This window comes from Pseudoalteromonas aliena, from assembly GCF_038155085.1.
Lineage (GTDB): Bacteria > Pseudomonadota > Gammaproteobacteria > Enterobacterales > Alteromonadaceae > Pseudoalteromonas > Pseudoalteromonas aliena_A.
The window spans coordinates 14057-33030 of the sequence record NZ_JBAKAU010000016.1 but is presented as its reverse complement, the minus strand read 5'-3'; the positions used below and the strand labels follow the sequence as shown (position 1 = coordinate 33030).

General features: G+C 38.8%; 13 protein-coding genes. 7 read left to right on the top strand and 6 right to left on the bottom strand.

The window, feature by feature from the left end; all coding sequences use genetic code 11:
- Positions 1 to 36: 36 nt before the first annotated feature.
- Positions 37 to 3243 carry a TonB-dependent receptor gene (locus tag V6260_RS14390; protein ID WP_341594837.1) on the top strand — a complete coding sequence of 1069 codons (3207 nt, stop codon included), beginning with the start codon at positions 37 to 39 and terminating at the stop codon, positions 3241 to 3243.
- A 332-nt stretch (positions 3244 to 3575) separates the two neighbouring features.
- Positions 3576 to 6725 carry a TonB-dependent receptor gene (locus tag V6260_RS14385; protein WP_341594836.1) on the top strand — a complete coding sequence of 1050 codons (3150 nt, stop codon included), beginning with the start codon at positions 3576 to 3578 and terminating at the stop codon, positions 6723 to 6725.
- A 52-nt stretch (positions 6726 to 6777) separates the two neighbouring features.
- Here V6260_RS14385 and V6260_RS14380 read toward each other — a convergent pair whose 3' ends face one another.
- Positions 6778 to 7209, bottom strand: coding sequence for a MarR family transcriptional regulator (locus V6260_RS14380; protein WP_341594835.1), 432 nt, complete (start codon positions 7207 to 7209; stop codon positions 6778 to 6780).
- Positions 7210 to 7361: 152 nt separating this feature from the next.
- Here V6260_RS14380 and hmgA point away from each other — a divergent pair, with 152 nt between their 5' ends.
- Positions 7362 to 8663, top strand: coding sequence for a homogentisate 1,2-dioxygenase (gene hmgA, locus V6260_RS14375; protein ID WP_341594834.1), 1302 nt, complete (start codon positions 7362 to 7364; stop codon positions 8661 to 8663).
- Positions 8664 to 8665: 2 nt separating this feature from the next.
- Positions 8666 to 9295, top strand: a complete 630-nt coding sequence (gene maiA / locus V6260_RS14370; protein WP_341594833.1) for a maleylacetoacetate isomerase — start codon at positions 8666 to 8668, stop codon at positions 9293 to 9295.
- Between the two features lie 11 nt (positions 9296 to 9306).
- Here maiA and V6260_RS14365 read toward each other — a convergent pair whose 3' ends face one another.
- Positions 9307 to 9540, bottom strand: a complete 234-nt coding sequence (locus tag V6260_RS14365; protein WP_341594832.1) for a TIGR02647 family protein — start codon at positions 9538 to 9540, stop codon at positions 9307 to 9309.
- A 125-nt stretch (positions 9541 to 9665) separates the two neighbouring features.
- Here V6260_RS14365 and V6260_RS14360 point away from each other — a divergent pair, with 125 nt between their 5' ends.
- Both V6260_RS14360 and V6260_RS14355 read left to right on the top strand, forming a co-directional pair.
- Positions 9666 to 9968 carry a DUF1496 domain-containing protein gene (locus V6260_RS14360; RefSeq protein ID WP_341594831.1) on the top strand — a complete coding sequence of 101 codons (303 nt, stop codon included), beginning with the start codon at positions 9666 to 9668 and terminating at the stop codon, positions 9966 to 9968.
- Positions 9969 to 10022: 54 nt separating this feature from the next.
- Positions 10023 to 10331: a VF530 family protein gene (locus V6260_RS14355; protein ID WP_341594830.1), complete on the top strand. Its 309-nt coding sequence runs from the start codon at positions 10023 to 10025 to the stop codon at positions 10329 to 10331.
- A gap of 50 nt (positions 10332 to 10381) precedes the next feature.
- Here the strand turns inward: V6260_RS14355 and V6260_RS14350 are convergent, their stop codons facing one another.
- Positions 10382 to 12001 (bottom strand): diacylglycerol kinase family protein, encoded by a 1620-nt coding sequence (locus tag V6260_RS14350; RefSeq protein ID WP_341594829.1) that lies wholly within the window; start codon positions 11999 to 12001, stop codon positions 10382 to 10384.
- 517 nt (positions 12002 to 12518) lie between these two features.
- Here V6260_RS14350 and V6260_RS14345 point away from each other — a divergent pair.
- Positions 12519 to 13631 carry a HupE/UreJ family protein gene (locus tag V6260_RS14345; RefSeq protein ID WP_341594828.1) on the top strand — a complete coding sequence of 371 codons (1113 nt, stop codon included), beginning with the start codon at positions 12519 to 12521 and terminating at the stop codon, positions 13629 to 13631.
- Between the two features lie 67 nt (positions 13632 to 13698).
- On the opposite strand, the gene V6260_RS14340 is transcribed toward V6260_RS14345, so the two are convergent.
- From V6260_RS14340 to V6260_RS14330, 3 genes are all read right to left on the bottom strand, one after another.
- On the bottom strand, positions 13699 to 14325 hold the full coding sequence (locus V6260_RS14340) for a TetR/AcrR family transcriptional regulator (RefSeq protein WP_341594827.1): 627 nt from the start codon (positions 14323 to 14325) through the stop codon (positions 13699 to 13701).
- 96 nt (positions 14326 to 14421) lie between these two features.
- Positions 14422 to 15840 carry an efflux transporter outer membrane subunit gene (locus V6260_RS14335; RefSeq protein ID WP_341594826.1) on the bottom strand — a complete coding sequence of 473 codons (1419 nt, stop codon included), beginning with the start codon at positions 15838 to 15840 and terminating at the stop codon, positions 14422 to 14424.
- Positions 15837 to 18971 carry an efflux RND transporter permease subunit gene (locus tag V6260_RS14330; protein WP_341594825.1) on the bottom strand — a complete coding sequence of 1045 codons (3135 nt, stop codon included), beginning with the start codon at positions 18969 to 18971 and terminating at the stop codon, positions 15837 to 15839. Before V6260_RS14330 ends, V6260_RS14335 begins: the two co-directional genes overlap by 4 nt.
- Positions 18972 to 18974: the final 3 nt, after the last annotated feature.

The window sequence follows — 18974 nt, the reverse complement described above, 5'->3', positions numbered from 1 at the left end:
TATAATTTGATATTAATAACACGGGAAATCAACATTATGACTAAGCTTCGCCTTTCGAAATTAACTGGAGCAGTAATTTTAGCTCTAGGTGTTTCAACTAGCGCAATGGCTGCTGATACTTCATCAGCAATGCGCGGTAAAATCACTACACCTTCAGGTGGCAGTGCTGCAAATGTAAAAATTAAAGTTGTTCACCAACCTACGGGAACTATTAGTGAACTAACTACAAACGAAAGTGGTACCTTTATCGCTAACGGTTTACGTGTAGGTGGTCCTTACATGGTTATCATTGATTCTGATAAGTTCAATGACACTACAGTTGAAAACATCTATCTAAACCTTGGTGAAACATACCGTCTAAGTTCGCAGTTATCACCATTAAACATAGAAAAGATTGAAGTTTCTGGCTATAAAATAGTTCAACAATCAGGTGGCTCTAGTAGCACTTTTGGTTCTGATACTATTGAGAACATGCCAAGCTTTAACCGTGATATTAAAGACATTGCGCGTTTAAATCCACTAGCCAGCATTAATGGTAATGGTGAACTAACGTTTGCAGGTAGTAACCCTCGCTCAAACGGCTTAACTGTTGATGGTATTGGTCAAAATGATGACTTTGGTTTAAGTTACGGTGGCTACCCTACTTCGCAACCTCCTGTAGCACTTGATGCAATTGAGCAAATCTCTGTAGATGTGTCTCCGTTCTCAGCCTCTAAAGGTAACTTTGGTGGCGGTACTATTAATGCTGTTACAAAGTCTGGTACAAATGAGTTTAAATTTTCAGGCTTTTATGAAACCTCTACACCAGATATTGCAGGTGATGTAGATAGTATTTCTCAAGTATATGCTGATGGTAGCCCAGTTTTAGATGAAGATGGACACCGCACATACGTTGTTGATCAAGTAGAACCAATTCAAACTGAGAAACGTTATGGGTTTAATGTTGGCGGCCCATTAATCGACGATACTTTGTTTTACTTTGTTAACTACAACAAATGGACAAGTGAACTTGATTTAGATTACGGTTTTGAAGGCTCAGGCGCTACAAATGAATACGATGTAACGGAAGATAGTTACAATAACTTTCTAAATATTTTAAGCAATGAATACGGATTAACCGATTCTCTAGGTGGTGACCCTAAAGATACAAACGAATCATTACTTGTTAAATTAAGTTGGAATATTAATGATGACCACCGTTTAGATTTTACTTACCAATGGCAAGATGATAAAGACGAAACTAACGTTGGTACTGGTGGAAGCACAGTAAGCTTAGCTTCAAGCCGTTATACTTATGCTACTAAATTTAATAATTTTGCGACTAAGTTATATTCAGATTGGAATGAAAACTTCTCTACTGAAATTGGCATTGCTTATAAAGATGTATCGTCAAGAAGCTTAACTAACTCTGATATCGGTTTTGTGAAAGTTGAAGAATACTTCCGTGGTCCTGCTTTCGAATTTGGTACAGATGAATTTCGTCATGCGAATAGCTCATCGACTGAAAACCTAACACTTACTTTCGATGCAACCTACTTAATGGATGACCACGAAATTAACTTTGGTATGCAGTATGAGTCACTAAATTTATATAACTTATTTGCATCTAACTCATTGGGTTCTTGGGAATTTGATGACTTCGAAGGTTTTGCAAACCGTGAAGTGGGTAACTTTAGAGATACATACGACTTTTCTTACAGTAATGCGTACACAAACAACCCAAATGACACTGCATACGATGCAACACGTAACCAGTTAGCACTTTATATTGAAGATACTTTTTATGTTGGTGACGATTTAGAAGTAACCGCTGGCGTTCGTTATGAGCGTTTATCATCAGATAATAAACCAACTTTAAACGAAAGCTTTTTAAATACTTACGGCTTTAGCAATCAAGAAAATCTTGATGGTTTAGACATAATTTTACCGCGTATTGGCTTTAAATATTATGCAACTGAAGCATTAACCATTAATGGTGGTATAGGTCGATTCCAAGGTGGTATTCCAAACGTTTGGTACAATAACTCTTTCCAAAATGACGGTATTACATTTGTTGAAGCACCTCAAAGTGCTATTAATGATTATTACGCCAACAACCAAGCCGATATTACGCAAGTACCTGACGCTATTAAAAATACGTTAGTTCAAGGTGCCGGTAGCACAAACTATGTAGATCCTGATTTTGAGCTTCCATCAAGTATTCGAGCTCAAGTTGGTTTTGAATACGAGTTTGACTCGGAACTACTTGGCGAAGGCTTTAAATGGCAGGCTGAAATTGCTTACCATAAAAAAGAAAACGAAGCTGTATGGCATAATACTGCTATTCAACCAATTGGCTTAGCTGCTGATGGTGAGCGTGTAATTAACGAAAGTATTTATACTGGCGACCTAGCTGATAACTTTGATATTGCAATGACTAACTCATCTGATGACGGACGTTCAATTATTATCTCTACCGGCATTGCAAAAGAATTTGAAAATGGCCTGTATGTTTCTGCAAGTTATGCACATCAAGACGTAACTGAGGCTTCATCGGGGTCATCTTCTCGTGCTCAAAGTAACTACCAGTACAACATTACACGTAACCGTAATGAAGATTTTGCGGATCGTGGTTCATACGAAGTAGAACACAGCTTTAAAGTAAATCTAGCGTATAACACTGAATTTTTCAGTGGCTATGCAACTAAGTTTAATGTGTATTTTGAGCGCCGTTCTGGCCGTCCATTTAGCTACACTATGGGTATGTTTAGCGACGGTGACTTAGGCGATACACGTGACTTTTACTCAAGCTCTGCTTATTTAGCTTATATTCCAACTGGTGCTGATGATCCAAATGTAAATTGGGATGAGTCAGGTTTATCTTGGAATGAATTAGAAACCCTTCTAAATCGTGCTGGTATTTCTGAACGTGGTGAAATTTTAGGTCGTAACTCAGGAACTCAACCTTGGGTAACTACTATGGATGTTAGCATTAAGCAAGAAATCCCTGGTTTTGCTGAAGGTCACAGTGGTGAGGTTTACTTCATGGTTGATAACTTTGCAAATTTACTAAACAGTGATTGGGGTGTTGAAAAACGCTTAGGTTTCTCTGACCAAGCTGTTTATGACTTTGGTGGGTTAGATGATGAAGGCCGTTATATAATTGATGGCAAATTTAATGGTGCTGATGTTCGTAATTACAGCCAGTACGTTACTAGCTCTTCTGCATGGCAGGCTAAAATTGGTATCAGCTATAAGTTCTAAGTTTTGAATACTAGATTTATAACCTACTAAGTTATTATTAAAAAACCCATTACAATTTTGTAATGGGTTTTTTTATTTTATATACAACAGTTTCATATGCTTGTCATAAAGCCCTCATAAAATAAGCTTTATATAGAGCTATTACTCAATAATAAACAAACAGTGTCCACTTTATTAAAAATATATTGCAGTTGTATTTTATTTGTAATGAATAAATGATGTACACTAATAACGGATTTTGAATAAATGAACTTCAACTGTTTATTTTACAAAATTTAAAATAAAAATATAAAAATATAAAAATTTAATTAATAACTACACGGGAAAATTAAATGAAAACTCAATTACGCAAAACAGCTCTTTCACTTGCTATCGCAGCATGTGTTGGTGTGAGTGGCGCAGCAATGGCTAACGAAACGACCTCAGCTATTAAAGGTCAAGTAACTGGCCCTAACGGTAATCCTGCTGCAGGTACTAAGGTAACAATTTTACATGTTCCTTCTGGCTCAGTTAAAACAACTGAAGTAAATGACGCTGGTTACTTTACTGCTAAAGGCTTACGTGTTGGTGGCCCTTATAAAGTAGTTGTAGATTCTGATGTGTATGCAGATCAAGAATTTAATAACATCATATTAAACATCGGTAATGATTATCCAGTAAATGTGTCTCTTGAATCACAATCAAGCATGGAACAAATTGTAGTAACAGGTGCACCAATCAGCTCTATGTCGGGTGGAACTGGTCCAGCGTCTACATTCACGCTAACTGATCTTGAAAATACGCCTGCAATTAACCGTGATTTAAAAGATATCATCCGTATTGACCCGCGTATTACAATTGATGATAGCCGTGGCTCAATTAACTGTGGTGGCGGTAACCCTCGTTTCAACAGCTTAACGCTAGATGGCGTTCGTATGAACGATAACTTCGGCTTAAGCTCAAATGGTTACCCGACAATCCGTGCACCTTTTTCTTTTGATTCAATTGAGCAAGTATCTGCCGAATTAGCACCATTTGACGTTCAGTACGGTGGTTTTACATCGTGTAACATCAACGCAGTAACTAAGTCTGGTGGCAATGAAGTTCACGGTGGAATCTTCTACGACTTCACAAGTGATTCATTCAAAGGCGACGAGATTGAAGGCGATGATGTAGATAACGGTAATTACACCGAAAAACGTTACGGTTTTAACGTTGGTCTACCATTAATCGAAGATAAACTATTCTTATTTACTTCATACGAAAAACTTGAAGGTGTACAACAATTTAACTACGACGGTTTAAACAGCGGCAGTGTAACTGCTGATGATATCTCGCGTATCACAAGTATCGCGCAAACTGTATATGGTTACGATGTAGGCGGCATGCCTTCAAGTATGCCTGTTGAAGATGAAAAAATCTTAGTTAAACTAGATTGGAACATCAACGAAGATCACCGTGCAAACTTAATCTATAACTACAACGATGGTAATACTGTTTCACAGTCTGACACGGGCTCTAACACTGTATCGCTATCTAATCACTTTTATAGCGATAGTGTAGAGTTCACATCAATTATCGGTTCTGTTTACTCAGATTGGTCAGATGACTTCTCTACTGAAATACGCTTTGGTAAATCTGAAGTTGATAAGACTTCTCAATCACTAGATGCTGCAAGTAGCTTTGGTGAGATGCAAATTCGTACCGCTAATGGCGGTACAGTTTACATTGGTCCAGATGACTCTCGTCAATCAAACGATTTAGATTACGATACGACTACATTTAAAGTGGCCGGTACTTACTACTTAGATCAACACACTTTCACGGCTGGTTATGAATATGAAAATTTGAGTATTTTCAATTTATTCGTACAGCATACTGAAGGTGAATATCGCATTGGCTCTATTGATGAGTTTGAATCGGGGATAGCTGACCGTATCTACTATAACAACTCAATAGGAACAAACGATCCAACTGATTCAGGTGCTAGCTTTGAGTATGCTCAACACACGTTCTATGTACAAGATGAGTATGCATTTACTGATTTAGATGCAACTATTCAGTTTGGTTTACGTTACGATAAGTACACAAGTGACGATGTACCAAACGCTAATGCAAACTTCGCTAGTCGATATGGTTTTAGCAACCAAGCTACATTTGATGGTATTGACTTACTACAACCACGCGTTGGTTTTCAGTGGTATGCAACAGATGAACTTGAGGTACGTGCTGGCGTAGGCTTATTCTCTGGTGGTAATCCTAATGTATGGCTTTCTAACTCTTACTCAAATGACGGTTTTACGCAAATTGCCACAAGAGAGAATCAACTAAGCAATTATGATTCGGATTCAGAAACTATCGATTTATTTAGTACGCCAAATGTAAATGGCGGCACTCCTGGTTTTGAAGTTCCACAAGAACTATTCGACATTATTGGTAACACAGAAATAGGCTCTGGTGATGGTACAGTTAATGCTGTAGATCCTAATTTTGAAATTCCTTCAGAGTGGAAATACTCAATTGGTGCAACATACACAACTGAAAACGAGTATGTTATTTCACTTGATTACCTATATTCTAAGAAGAAAGATGCTGCAATACTTCGTGATATCTCAATTCAAAATAGCGGTGTGAGCACATTTGATGGTCGCCCAATTTATGAAGAAATTGATGGACGTAATGGCGATCTTTTACTTACGAATGTAAGTGGTGATAGCGGCGACTCTTCAGTTATCTCATTAGCTGTTAGCAAAATGTTTGACAATGGTGTTAGCGTAAACTTTGGTTACGCGTACACAGATTCAGACGATGTCAACCCGATGACTAGCTCTACAGCAAGTTCTAACTACGGTAATATTGCACTGACTGATCCAAATAATCCAGGTGTTGCATCATCAGATTACGAAATTCCGCATCGTTTTACTATGACGCTTGGCTACTCACATGAGTTTGTAGATGGTTTTGCTACTCGCTTTAACCTTTACGGTGAAGCATATAAAGGCTTACCATACAGCTTCACATTTGATGGCAGCGACGAAGATACATTCGGTGATATTAATTCAAATGATTCTCGTCAGTTACTTTATGTACCACTTGAAAACGATCCCAACGTTGTTTATGACATGAGTGCAGACGAAATTAACGCGTTTAACGACTTTATTGCTTCTAACGGTTTAGAGCGTGGTGAAATCACTAGTCGTAATGCTGAAAACTCAGATTGGTTTGTTAAATTTAACTTTAAAGTTACTCAAGAATTACCTGGCTTTATGGAAGGTCATAAAGGTGAAGCATTCTTCGTAATTGATAACTTAACTAACCTATTAAACGATGATTGGGGCGTACTTAAAAAAGGTCCTTTCGTTGGCGCTCGCATGATTTCGACATCAATTGATGATCAAGGCCGTTACGTTTACTCTGACTTTAACGAAAACAACGCAAATACATCAGTGCAATCTGATGCGTCTTTATGGCAAATGCGTGTAGGTGTTCGTTACACTTTCTAATTTAGAACTGTAACCTAAAACAACATTTAAAAGCCCACTTTGGTGGGCTTTTTTATGCCTTTAATTTATTATTTAACTTTTCAAAAATACTCACTAACACTTCGTATTCTTCGTTGGTTAAAGTCCTCAGTAATTGTTTTTCCCAACTCAGCGCATCGGGTGCTATTTGCTCATATAAGCTTTGACCTGCTTTGCTCAGCACAAGTAATGCTGCGCGTTTGTCTTGCTTATTTAGCTCACTTCTCACTAAACCTTTATCAATTAATACTTTTACCGCGCGTGAAACAGTCGACTTGTCCATATTTGCTTGCGTGCATAAATCCTTTGCGTTGCTTTGACCATATTGCGCTAAGTTAGCAAGTATTCGCCACTGGGGAATATTTAAACCGTATTTAGTTTGATACACCTCGGCAAAGTCATTACTTACACGTGTTGCTACATTCGTTAATTGATAAGGTAAGAACGTTGCTAAATCAATTTTCATTTTTGGTTATCCCAGCTTTATAAGGCTTACTTTGGTGTTCATTAATATTTACACAGGTGCGTAGTTGCACATTTGATATTAGTCTCACTTGAGAGTATCTTAACTGAAATAATAATAATATTAAACCGCCCCCCCTCTCACAGGAGTCAGTAATGGCGACACAATTAAGTTATATGACAGGTTTTGGTAATGAATTTGAAACACAAGCGCTACCTGATGCATTGCCAATAGGACAATTTAGCCCACAAAAGGTTAAATACGATTTATACACCGAGCAATTTAGTTCTACTGCATTTACGGCTCCTCGCGCTTCAAATCGTCGCACTTGGTTTTACCGCCTTCGTCCGTCTGTAGTACAAGGTGATTACCAAGCAATTAATAACGCCCTAATAAGGACAGCCCCAATCACTGAAGCCGTAACACCACCAACAATGCTACGCTGGAATCCTATTGATATTCCAGCAAAGCCCACAGATTTTATTGATGGGTTGGTAACTATGGCAGCTAATGGCAGTGCCAATGGGCAATCAGGTATTGGCATTCATGTATATGTCGCTAATCAGTCAATGAAAGGACGTTACTTTTGTAATGCCGATGGCGAAATGTTGTTTGTACCTCAGCAAGGTGAGTTATTAATTCACACCGAGTGCGGTAAGCTAAGCATTAAATCAGGTGAAATTGCTGTGATTCCCAGAGGAATTAAGTTCTCTGTGGATTTAATTGACGGTACAGCCCGTGGTTATATTTGTGAAAATTATGGTCATGCGCTAGAGCTTACAGAGCGAGGACCTGTTGGTGCCAACGGTTATGCCAATGACAGAGACTTTCAATACCCTGTAGCGGCCTTTGAAGATAAAGAGGGTGACTTTGAGCTTGTCTCTAAATTCAACGGCAATTTATTTAGCTGTGGAATTAAGCATTCTCCTTTTGATGTGGTTGCATGGACGGGTAATAGTGCGCCCTATAAATACGACTTATCGCGTTTTAATGTGATGAATACAGTGAGCTTTGATCACCCCGACCCTTCTATATTTACCGTACTAACCTCTCCTTCTGCTACTGAGGGTATGGCAAATGTCGATTTTGTGATATTTCCACCACGTTGGATGGTAGCCGAAAATACATTCCGCCCGCCGTATTATCACCGCAATATCATGAGTGAGTTTATGGGCTTGATTGAAGGTGTATATGATGCAAAAGAGCATGGGTTCGTACCTGGTGGCGCAAGTTTACACAATTGTATGTCGCCACATGGACCTGAAGCCGACGTATTTGAAAAAGCCTCAAACGCTGAGCTTACACCACAAAAATACGAAAGCACGTTGGCCTTTATGTTTGAGTCGCGCTATATAATTTCACCGACAAAATATGCATTAGAAGGTAAAGAGCGCCAACAAAATTACACTGATTGCTGGCGTACTATTAAAAAACAATTTACAGGTTCACAGGATTAATTATGAAATTATACAGCTACTTTCGCTCATCAGCGGCTTATAGAGTGCGTATAGCGCTTAACTTAAAAGCAATCGATCATGAACTTGCTATTGTTAACCTTTTAAAATCGGAGCAACTTGGGGAAGAATACTTAGCGACTAATCCACAAGGGTTACTACCGGCACTTGAAACCGATGATGGTGTTTTAGCACAATCGCTTGCAATACTGGAGTGGCTAGATGAAACTTATCCGCAATCGCCATTAATTACGGGAACTGCGTGGCAAAAGTCGCAAATAAGAAATTTAAGCTTTGCCATTGCTTGCGATATTCATCCTGTTAATAATTTACGGGTGCTGAAGTATTTATCAAATGAATTAGGTCTTGATGACGAGGCTAAAAATAAATGGTATCGACATTGGATAGAAGTTGGTTTTGAAAAAATAGAACTGATGCTGAACGAAAATGATGACTACTGTTTTGGTAACCAGCCAACACTTGCTGACATTTGTTTAGTGCCTCAAGTATTTAATGCAATTCGTTTTAACGTAGATATGAGCGCTTATCCAAAAGTTGCAGCTATTTACCAACACTGTAATAAATTAGCTGCATTTAATGATGCTGCACCGCAAAATCAACCCGATGCAAATTAAGCTAATTTAGATTAACTTTGTAGCGCACTATGAATGACCGCCACGTGCTCAATTAAATCTAAGCCCAGATCGGTTAAATATCCGCCATCTGGGCTATCTATAATCCCTTTCTCAAATAAACGCTGTGCTGCACTAAGTATGCTTGGCTCTGCGTCTGAGTGTAATTTAATACCCTGCATTTTACTGTCGCGAGGGAACTTTGCTAATAGTGTGAATTCTTCGATCATTGTTTGATTAAATTGCATTGTGTGTACCTTTTATTGTTCTGTGTATGATTAAGTTTATAATAAAAATCACTTTGTGTACTTTACACTAGCACGTTTTTTAGCTTAATGTATTATTTTTAACCCTACCTATTTAAAGGTCTCTAATGCGCAACTTTTTAATTCTATGTTTTTGTTTTAGCAGCTTATCCTACTCAATACTAAGTAAAGCAACAACAGTTAAAACCCACTCAATTATTGATGCAAACCAGTTTGTAAATGCAGAACCTAGTTGCTGGTACGATAATAAACGCTATAGCGAAGGTGCATTAATACAAATCCACTCTTTTACACTCTTATGTGGTGCTAAAACGCCACAGTACAATAACAGCCAACTCATTTGGCTTAAAATAGATAAACAAGGTAACGCCATTTATCCTACTAAACCAAAAAAAATTACCGTCAATTAGCGCTAAAAGCTGATTTGAGCTACAATATGCGCAGTTTAAATAAGTAGTATGGCTATGGATAATCAACCTAAAAACCCTTTACATGGGGTAACGTTAGAACAAATACTTGTTGAGTTAGAACAGCGACTTGGCTGGCGAACACTTGGCGAGCAAGTAAAAATTAAGTGTTTTACTGATCAACCGAGCATTAAATCGAGTTTAAAGTTTTTGCGTAAAACACCTTGGGCTCGCGATAAAGTGGAAGCTCTTTATATTCACACTATAAATAATAAACCTATTCGTAGACCAAAAGTTGCACCGAGAGGAGCGTCCTCTAAAGCGCCGGATACAACAGGGTTTGTTTGGCCATCAATTAAAAAATGATATAAAAAAGGAGCTAATTTAGCTCCTTTTTTAATTATAACTAGCGCGACTTATTGCTCTTTACAAATTACATTTAATGAAGCTGGTTCAATAGTAATAACAAGTTTCTCAGCAGTTTTAATTTCACCATCAAGTACGTACTTAAGCTCTCCTTCGCCTGTAACCTCGACTCTTTTAGCATTGGTGTGATGAGAGTTTATAGCTAAATGTGTTTGCGTTAAGCTACTAAACATCAACTCTGCAATACTCAATATTGTGGTTGATTTTTCGTCACTTGGTGTTAGCCAATTTATATCGAGTAGTCCGTCACTATGATCTGGCTGCCCACCACCTTGAGCTAATAACGTTGTAAAAGGCGCAGCATTAGCCACAATAAAGCTATTTGTACATATTTCTTTCGGCTCATTATCATCGAGTTTTACGCTAAGTAGCTGTGATTTTTGCTCACTAAAAGCTTCAAAAAAACCATTTAAATAAGCAAGCTGACCTGATTTATTTTTAGACTCTCTATCTGCTTTTTCAATCATTGATTGCTCAAAGCCAATACCCGCTAATAAAAGCACTAACTCACTGTTACAATATGCTGTATCTATTGTGCTTGTTTGGCCGTCTATAATTAAGTCACAGGCTTGTTCAACAGGAATAATTTTAGAACTTATGCCCATTAATACATGCGCAAGTGCATTTGCAGTTCCCATTGGAATAATGCCTAATTTACATTGTGTATTTACAAGTACGCTTGCAACCTCGGCCACTGTACCATCTCCCCCACATGCGATAATAATGTCCGGATTTCGCGCAACTTCCTGTTTAGCAAGCTCTATGCCGTTAACCTCTTTTGAAGTAGTGAGTACCTTCAAATCGTAATACTCCGAAAGACGAGCAACTATTAAATGCTCTTTTTCTTCCCACAAGCGCGTACCCGATACCGGATTCGCAATTAATACGGCTTTATTTTTAATAATTAATTCGCCTTTTTTGTGGCGTTTGGCTAAATGGCGTAACTGGTGTTTATTTAAGTTAGCGGTTTCACGGGTTTCTTTTATTTGTGCAAGTACTTCATGAACATCTGCATTTCTGTTTTGGCTAAGCAAGTAAGCAGCCATAACAAATACCGATCTTCCACGACCCAATGCACAATGCACAACTACTCGACGGTTCTCTTTTATGTGGTGATGAATCCAATTAATAGCTTGATTTAACTGTGAATGGGTAGGAATACTATGATCGAGCACAGGAATGTTTAAGTAATTAATACTCTCTTGTGTAGAGCTCCATTCGAGCCCATCAAATTCACACGTAACATCCAAGATAGCCGTTATGCCATTGCTTTTTAGAGTATCGATGTCTGAAGGAAACAGTCGACAAGCTAAAAATAAATTTTCGTTTATTTGTTGTATTGGTGGTACTTTATCACGCTTACGAGACCAAGCATTATAAATTTGCACACCAAATAAAAATGGCACAAACGCCCAACGTATATAAAAAGGGATTACCCCGTTTTCACGTTTTCTGAATATTTTTGCAGCATTAAAAATATACGCAGTACTTACTAATAAAAGTGACAGTGCAGTCCAATAAAAAATAATAGAAAAATAAACAAAATTTACTTCCCAACCAATAAAGGTAAGTAGTAATGCTAAAATTAAGTAGCTGATTGCTGCCCACATAGGTTTTCCTTTTCGCTAATTTCTATTACCTTTGTAGCAAATTACGCACCAACAAATCTTGAATGTAAGGTACTGATTTTAAATTGATCCAGATATAATGACGTTAGTAACACCTTACTTTTTTAGTAAAATTTACACTTTAGTGAATAAATTGTTCTCATACCAACTCATTTAGTTCACTGTTCTATTTTAAGGCAAGAAAGTCATGTCGATAACAAGGCAAAATTTCGTTATTTAGTCTTCTATATCAGAAATTTTTGACGAAGCTAGCGTCTGGCTTAATCCTTAAAATTGATTAGGTATCATTGCAAGTTGCTATCAACCTGAATTCAAGGTAATAAACTTATTTACGCATTAAACAATGACCATGATATTTTTATACAGAACTTTATTATTTTAACGAACAACCCAATTGCGAAAAAGCACTTTACTGGACTCATATTAACTGGCAACAGGCTAAAATGAGCACCGATGAGCAATTACTTATTAAAGCAAAAGCGATGCAACGAGATACACTATGAAAACGCCTTATCTATTTATACTCACTTTAATGCTGTGCATTTTTTCAACTTACAGCTTTGCCCATCAACTAAGTACAAGTTATATAACCCTAAATAGCGAGAACAATAACGACACCAACAAAAGCCAATACACGGGCAACTGGCAAATTAATATAGCCGACTTAGAGCACGCAGTGCCTTTGGATTTAGATAAAGACGGGCAAATTTCGTGGGCAGAAATAAAAGCAAAGCGCAGCTCAATTAATAACTTCATTGAAGATAATCTAAATATCACGCAAAACGCACAAGTATGCCCTTTAACAAGTGAAGGTATCTATCAGCTAGATAACCATTTTAGTCAGCCTTATTTGGTTATTCCGCTGCTGTTTAGCTGTGATGACAATGAAGCAATCTTCCTCTCCTATTCTGCTTTTTTTAAAACCGATACTAATCATAAGTCTATCGTAAATATAAACGGTGTATCTCGTGTCTTTAATATCAACGAGGCACAACAAACGTTTAGCTTTGAAAAATCTAGTTATTTAAGTACGTTTAATCAATACGTGTATCAGGGTGTTTTACATATTTGGATTGGTATTGATCATATTTTATTTTTAATCGCTTTGTTACTTACCTGTGTTTTAAAACGCAGCGATAAAGCATGGCAAGGTATTAGTTCTAAAAAACAAATTATTAAACACACAGCATGGATAGTCACCGCGTTTACGCTTGCGCACTCTATTACGCTTACAGCCACCGCTATGAACTTAGTCTCACCAAATAGTCGTTGGGTTGAGCTTGGAATTGCTATATCGGTTTTATTTGCAGCGTTAAATAATGTGTGGCCCTTGGTACTTCGTTTAGGTTGGCTAACTTTTGCTTTTGGTTTACTACATGGGATGGGATTTGCGAGCGTACTTGGCGAGCTTGGCTTGTCGAGCGACTATCAACTGCTTAGCATATTGGCGTTTAATTTAGGCGTCGAAATCGGTCAACTTAGTATTTTACTAGTAGCCTTACCAATACTCATGTATGTACGAAACTACACGTGGTATAAAAAGTGGGTAATGCCAATGGGCTCCGTTGCTATCGCAATTGTTGCACTTCAGTGGTCAATCGAGCGATTTTAAACAAACTAAAATAAAAAAGCTAGCCAAAGTATTGGCTAGCTTACTTTTTAGATATCTATTTTGAGCGTTACTGCGCTTTATCAAATGGCATCAGTAACGTTTTCATCGCAGGGCGAAGCGCTATCAGTACCGTTTCTTCAGTTAGCTCAGGGTAGAGTAACTTTCTAAGTAATAACCCTGCCATCATCGAAAAAATTACATTAATTCGGCTTTCAAGTTCAAGCTCATCAATATCTTTAAGCGTACTTCGCTCACTTGTTAAAAGTTGCCTCATACGTCCGCGTGCTTGAGTATCCATATCACGTAGCAATGAAGCTACTTTAACATTTCGACCTGCTTCAGCCATCATATCTAAGTCAACTACACATGCCCCGGTGTCCATATGCCTTTGAACACCAATATTTAAGCCATCAATAAGCGCTTGAAGTACATCACCAGGATGATCTTCAAACTTTTGAAAGATAGAGAACATTTCTTCCATGTCTTTTTCAATAATGCTTTCTATAATGGCTTCTTTGCTTTCAAAGTAATTATAAATATGGCCAGCACTCATCCCTGCCGTTTTAGATATTTCTGCCATACCTGCACCGTGGTAACCTTTACGGCGAAAACACTCTGCAGCAGCTGTTAATACTTGCTCACGCCTAGCCAGTGCTATCGCGGGATCTGTTTGCCTTTTTGCTTTAGGCTTCATGTTCAACTCCACTACCAAGTCATAAACTCAGTAAAGCAAGAGCTATAAATAGTCTCGCCATATAAATATGTAATGCGGCTTTAAAAGCCGCAAATATTATTTCTCTACCTGAGCTGTTTCACTGGCTGCATTCCATCCGCCACCAAGCGCTTTGTACAAGTTAATTTGACTCGCAAGATACGCTTGCTGACCCGCAATTAACTGCTGTTGCGCACCGTACCACGTACGTTGAGCATCAAGTACTTGCAAGTAGCTATCTGCGCCTTTTTCGTAACGCATTTTAGATAAATCAAACGTGGTTTGTCGGCTACTTATAAGCATATCAAGCGCACTTAACTGCTCTTGATAACCTTCTCTATCAGCAAGTGCATCGGCAACTTCGCGAAACGCATTTTGAATTTTTTGCTGATACGTTGCCACTGCAATTTCTTGATCTGCTTTTGCTACATCAAGATTTGCTTGGTTACGTCCCATATTAAAAATAGGTAGGCTAATAGTTGGCACAAAACTCCATGTACCTGAGCCTGAATCAAACAAGCCACTTAAATCACTTGAAGCAGACCCCGCATTGGCTGTTAAGCTTATGCTTGGATAAAACGCCGCACGTGCAATACCAATATTGGCATTTGCAGCAAGCATTAAATGCTCAGCGGCTTTAATATCCGGACGCTGCGATAAAAGATCCGACGGTAAACCTACGGGTACTTCTGGCATGCTGATCAAGTTAGTCAGGTCTTTATTCGGCAGTAAATCAGCTGAAACAGATTTACCGACTAATAAATCAAGCGCGCTTTTATCTCGCTTTAACAAACGTTTATACGTTGCTATATCAACTTTTGCCGTGGCAACTGTACTTTTAAGCTGCTCAAGGGTTATTGAAGACGTCGCACCTAAATCAAAGCTTTTTTGCGTGAGTGATAATGACTCTTGCTGGGAGGTAAGCGTTTCTTTCGCAAGCTCAAGCAGTTGTAAGTCTGTTGCATAATTAAGCCACGCATTTGCAACTTCTGAAATTAAAGACACCTGCGTGCTGTATTGGCTAAGCTCTGTAGAGTATAAATTTTGCAGTGCTTGCGCTGATTGATTGCGTACTTTGCCCCAAATATCTAGCTCGTAAGAGGTAATACCCACTGTTGCACTGTATTGCGAGTTAATAGCTGCATCGCCAGTACCAGACAAATCAGCCGGTAAACGCTGGCGCGTACCAGATGCGTTTAAATCAAACGATGGATACAAAGCAGAATCTTCAATTTGATAAAGCCCACGTACTCGCTGCACGTTAAGCACTGCAATTTGCATGTCTTTGTTATGCTCAAGGCTTTGACTAATCAACGTTTGTAGTTTTTCATCATTAAAAAACTTCTGCCAATTTAATTGCTGCGCAGCGCTTTGCTCAGTACCTGATGCAAAAGCATCAGGTACTGGTAGAGCAAGGTCTTTTTGCTCTGGCGCTAATTGACAACCACTTAGAACCAATAGAGCAATTGCACTTAGGCTGAATGTTTTAATGCTCATTCTGCGCTCTCCTTGGTTGTTTCTTTAGCTTTGCCAGAAAATACACGGCGAACTAACACAAAGAACAGCGGTACAAATACAACAACTAATATTGATGATGCAAGTGTGCCGCCAATAATTGAAATACCTAATGCATTTTGCGCTCCAGAGCCTGCGCTTGAGGCGATAGCGAGTGGGATTACACCACAAATAAACGCCATCGAAGTCATTAAAATTGGGCGTAAACGAAGGCGCACAGCAGCAACTGCTGCATCAACTAACCCTAGCCCTTCATCCATTTTATGAATCGCAAATTCAACAATCAGTATCGCATTTTTAGAGGCTAAACCAATAGTGGTCAACAAGCCTACCTGCAAGTAAATATCGTTAGATAAGCCACCACTAAGCGCTGCCATAATTGCACCAAATATACCCAGTGGCACAATCATCATTACCGCAAACGGTACTGACCAACTTTCATAAAGTGCGGCTAAACATAAAAATACAAACAACAGCGATAAACCATATAATAAAGGTGCTTGACCGCTACTAGAGCGCTCTTGGAATGAAATACCAGTCCATTCAGACGAAATACCGTTAGGTAATTGTTTAACTAAACGTTCCATTTCATCCATTGCTTGGCCGGTACTGTAACCTGGCGCTGCACTACCTTGAATTTCCATTGCTGAAAAACCATTATAGCGCTCTAAACGAGGTGACCCATAAGTCCAGTAAGCACTAGCAAACGCAGAAAACGGTACCATGTCGCCATTTTTGTTGCGCACATACCATTTACTCAGATCCTCTGGCACCATGCGGGAATCTTTATCACCTTGTAGGTATACTTTTTTAACTCGGCCACGGTCAATAAAATCATTCACATAACTACTACCCCATGCTGTCGAAAGCGTACTGTTAATATCGTTTTGCGACACGCCAAGCGCTTCGGCTTTTGCAAGATCTGTATCAAGTTGTAGCTCTGGCATATCTTCTTGTCCATTTGGACGCACACCCGCTAAAATTGGACTTTGACTTGCTAAACCTAATAATTGATTTCGTGCAGCTAATAACTCATCGTGGCCTAAGCCTACACGGTCTTGTAAAAAAATATTGAAGCCATTAGCAGTACCCAGCTCAACAATTGCAGGTGGCGGAAAGGCAAACACAAACGCTTCTTTTATTGTTGAAAAGTAGCCCATCGCTTTACCTGCAACACCTTGAACAGATAGATCGTCACGTTGACGTTCATCCCAATGTTTAAGGTTAACAAAAGCAATTGCTGAGTTTTGACCAGAACCTGCAAAACTAAAACCAGTCACGGTAAAAATACCGTTTACTGCTTCAGATTGATCGTTTAAAAAGTGATTTTCTACCTTTTTAACAACCTCAAGCGTTTGCTGTGTTGTAGAGCCCGCCGGTAATGATACTTGGTTAAACAAAATACCTTGATCTTCGTCTGGTAAAAATGCCGTTGGTAAATGTGAAAACACATAAACCATGCCACCCACTATCACTGCGTAAATAAGTATGTAACGCTTAGAGTGATTGATCATTCGGCTTACAAAGCCTTGTGCACCGCGATTCGTTTTATCAAAACCTCGGTTAAATCCAGAGAAAAACTTACCAATAAACGAGCTATCGTCATGAACATGGCTAGGTTTTAATAACGTAGCGCACAATGCTGGTGTTAAAATAAGGGCAACCAATACCGAAAGTCCCATTGCCGAAACCAATGTAATAGAGAACTGACGATAAATAATACCCGTCGAGCCACTAAAAAATGCCATTGGAATAAATACCGCAGAAAGCACCATGGCTATACCTACCAGCGCGCCTTTAATTTCATCCATAGATTTACGCGTAGCTTCGAGCGCTGAGAGTTTTTCCTCGGTCATTAATCGCTCTACGTTTTCTACAACAACGATTGCATCATCTACCAATAATCCTATGGCAAGTACCATCGCAAACATTGTTAGCGTATTTATTGAATAACCAAAAGTGTATAAAATAGCAAACGTACCAAGTAAAACCACAGGTACAGCAATAGTAGGAATAAGCGTTGCTCTAAAGTTTTGTAGGAACAAATACATAACTACAAAAACAAGTACAACAGCTTCTATTAAGGTGTGAATAACTTTTTCAATAGATAACGATACAAACGGTGTTGTATCGTAAGGTATTACGGCATCTAACCCTTCAGGGAAAAACGGTTTTAGCTCTTCAATTGCTTTTTTAACGCCCTCTGCGGTATCAAGTGCGTTAGCTCCACTGGCTAATTTAATACCTAACCCTGATGCAGGTTGCCCATCGTAACGAGCAACAACGCGGTAGCTTTCACCGCCAAGCTCCACGCTAGCAACGTCCTCTAGACGTACAAAAGAGCCATCTGGATTGGTTTTAACTAAAATCTGTTCAAATTGCTCTGGCGTTTGTAATCGACTTTGCGCTGTTACTGTTGCATTAAGTTGCTGACCATCAACGGCTGGCATACCACCAAGTTGACCAGCAGATACTTGTGCATTTTGTGCAGAAATAGAAGCGCTAATATCAGCTGGTGTAAGCTTATAATTTTGTAACTTTGCAGGGTCTAACCAAATACGCATCGCATACTGAGACCCAAACAACTGTACTTCACCCACGCCTTCAACACGCGATACAATATCTTGCACGTTCGATGAAACATAATCACCAATATCAATATTGGTCATGCTGCCATCTTTAGACACAAAAGCATAAACCATTAAAAAGTTACGCGCTGACTTTGCAACTACAACACCTTGCCTTTGTACAGCTTCTGGTAAGAGTGGGGTTGCTGTTGCTAGTTTATTTTGCACTTGAACTTGTGCAATATCAGGGTCTGTTTCGGCGCTAAACGAAAGTGTAAGCGTAGCAGAACCACTCGACTCAGACGTAGATGACATATAAAGCAAGCCATCAAGCCCTTTCATTTTTTGCTCAATAACTTGCGTTACCGTATCTTCAAGTGTTCGTGCAGATGCACCAGGGTACGTTGCAGTAATACTCACTGCAGGTGGTGCAATTGAAGGATACTGCGAAATAGGTAAACTCCTAATCGCCAAAATACCTGCAAGCATCACTACAATAGCGAGTACCCAAGCAAATATCGGTCTATCGATAAAAAATCGTGACATTAA

Excerpts from the sequence above, each read along its gene's own strand:
- V6260_RS14365 (WP_341594832.1), bottom strand. The coding sequence starts at position 9,540 with ATGCAATTTAATCAAACAATGATCGAAGAATTCACACTATTAGCAAAG.
- hmgA (WP_341594834.1), top strand. The coding sequence starts at position 7,362 with ATGGCGACACAATTAAGTTATATGACAGGTTTTGGTAATGAATTTGAA.
- V6260_RS14330 (WP_341594825.1), bottom strand. The coding sequence starts at position 18,971 with ATGTCACGATTTTTTATCGATAGACCGATATTTGCTTGGGTACTCGCT.
- V6260_RS14340 (WP_341594827.1), bottom strand. The coding sequence starts at position 14,325 with ATGAAGCCTAAAGCAAAAAGGCAAACAGATCCCGCGATAGCACTGGCT.
- V6260_RS14345 (WP_341594828.1), top strand. The coding sequence starts at position 12,519 with ATGAAAACGCCTTATCTATTTATACTCACTTTAATGCTGTGCATTTTT.
- V6260_RS14335 (WP_341594826.1), bottom strand. The coding sequence starts at position 15,840 with ATGAGCATTAAAACATTCAGCCTAAGTGCAATTGCTCTATTGGTTCTA.
- V6260_RS14380 (WP_341594835.1), bottom strand. The coding sequence starts at position 7,209 with ATGAAAATTGATTTAGCAACGTTCTTACCTTATCAATTAACGAATGTA.
- maiA (WP_341594833.1), top strand. The coding sequence starts at position 8,666 with ATGAAATTATACAGCTACTTTCGCTCATCAGCGGCTTATAGAGTGCGT.
- V6260_RS14360 (WP_341594831.1), top strand. The coding sequence starts at position 9,666 with ATGCGCAACTTTTTAATTCTATGTTTTTGTTTTAGCAGCTTATCCTAC.
- V6260_RS14350 (WP_341594829.1), bottom strand. The coding sequence starts at position 12,001 with ATGTGGGCAGCAATCAGCTACTTAATTTTAGCATTACTACTTACCTTT.
- V6260_RS14355 (WP_341594830.1), top strand. The coding sequence starts at position 10,023 with ATGGATAATCAACCTAAAAACCCTTTACATGGGGTAACGTTAGAACAA.
- V6260_RS14390 (WP_341594837.1), top strand. The coding sequence starts at position 37 with ATGACTAAGCTTCGCCTTTCGAAATTAACTGGAGCAGTAATTTTAGCT.
- V6260_RS14385 (WP_341594836.1), top strand. The coding sequence starts at position 3,576 with ATGAAAACTCAATTACGCAAAACAGCTCTTTCACTTGCTATCGCAGCA.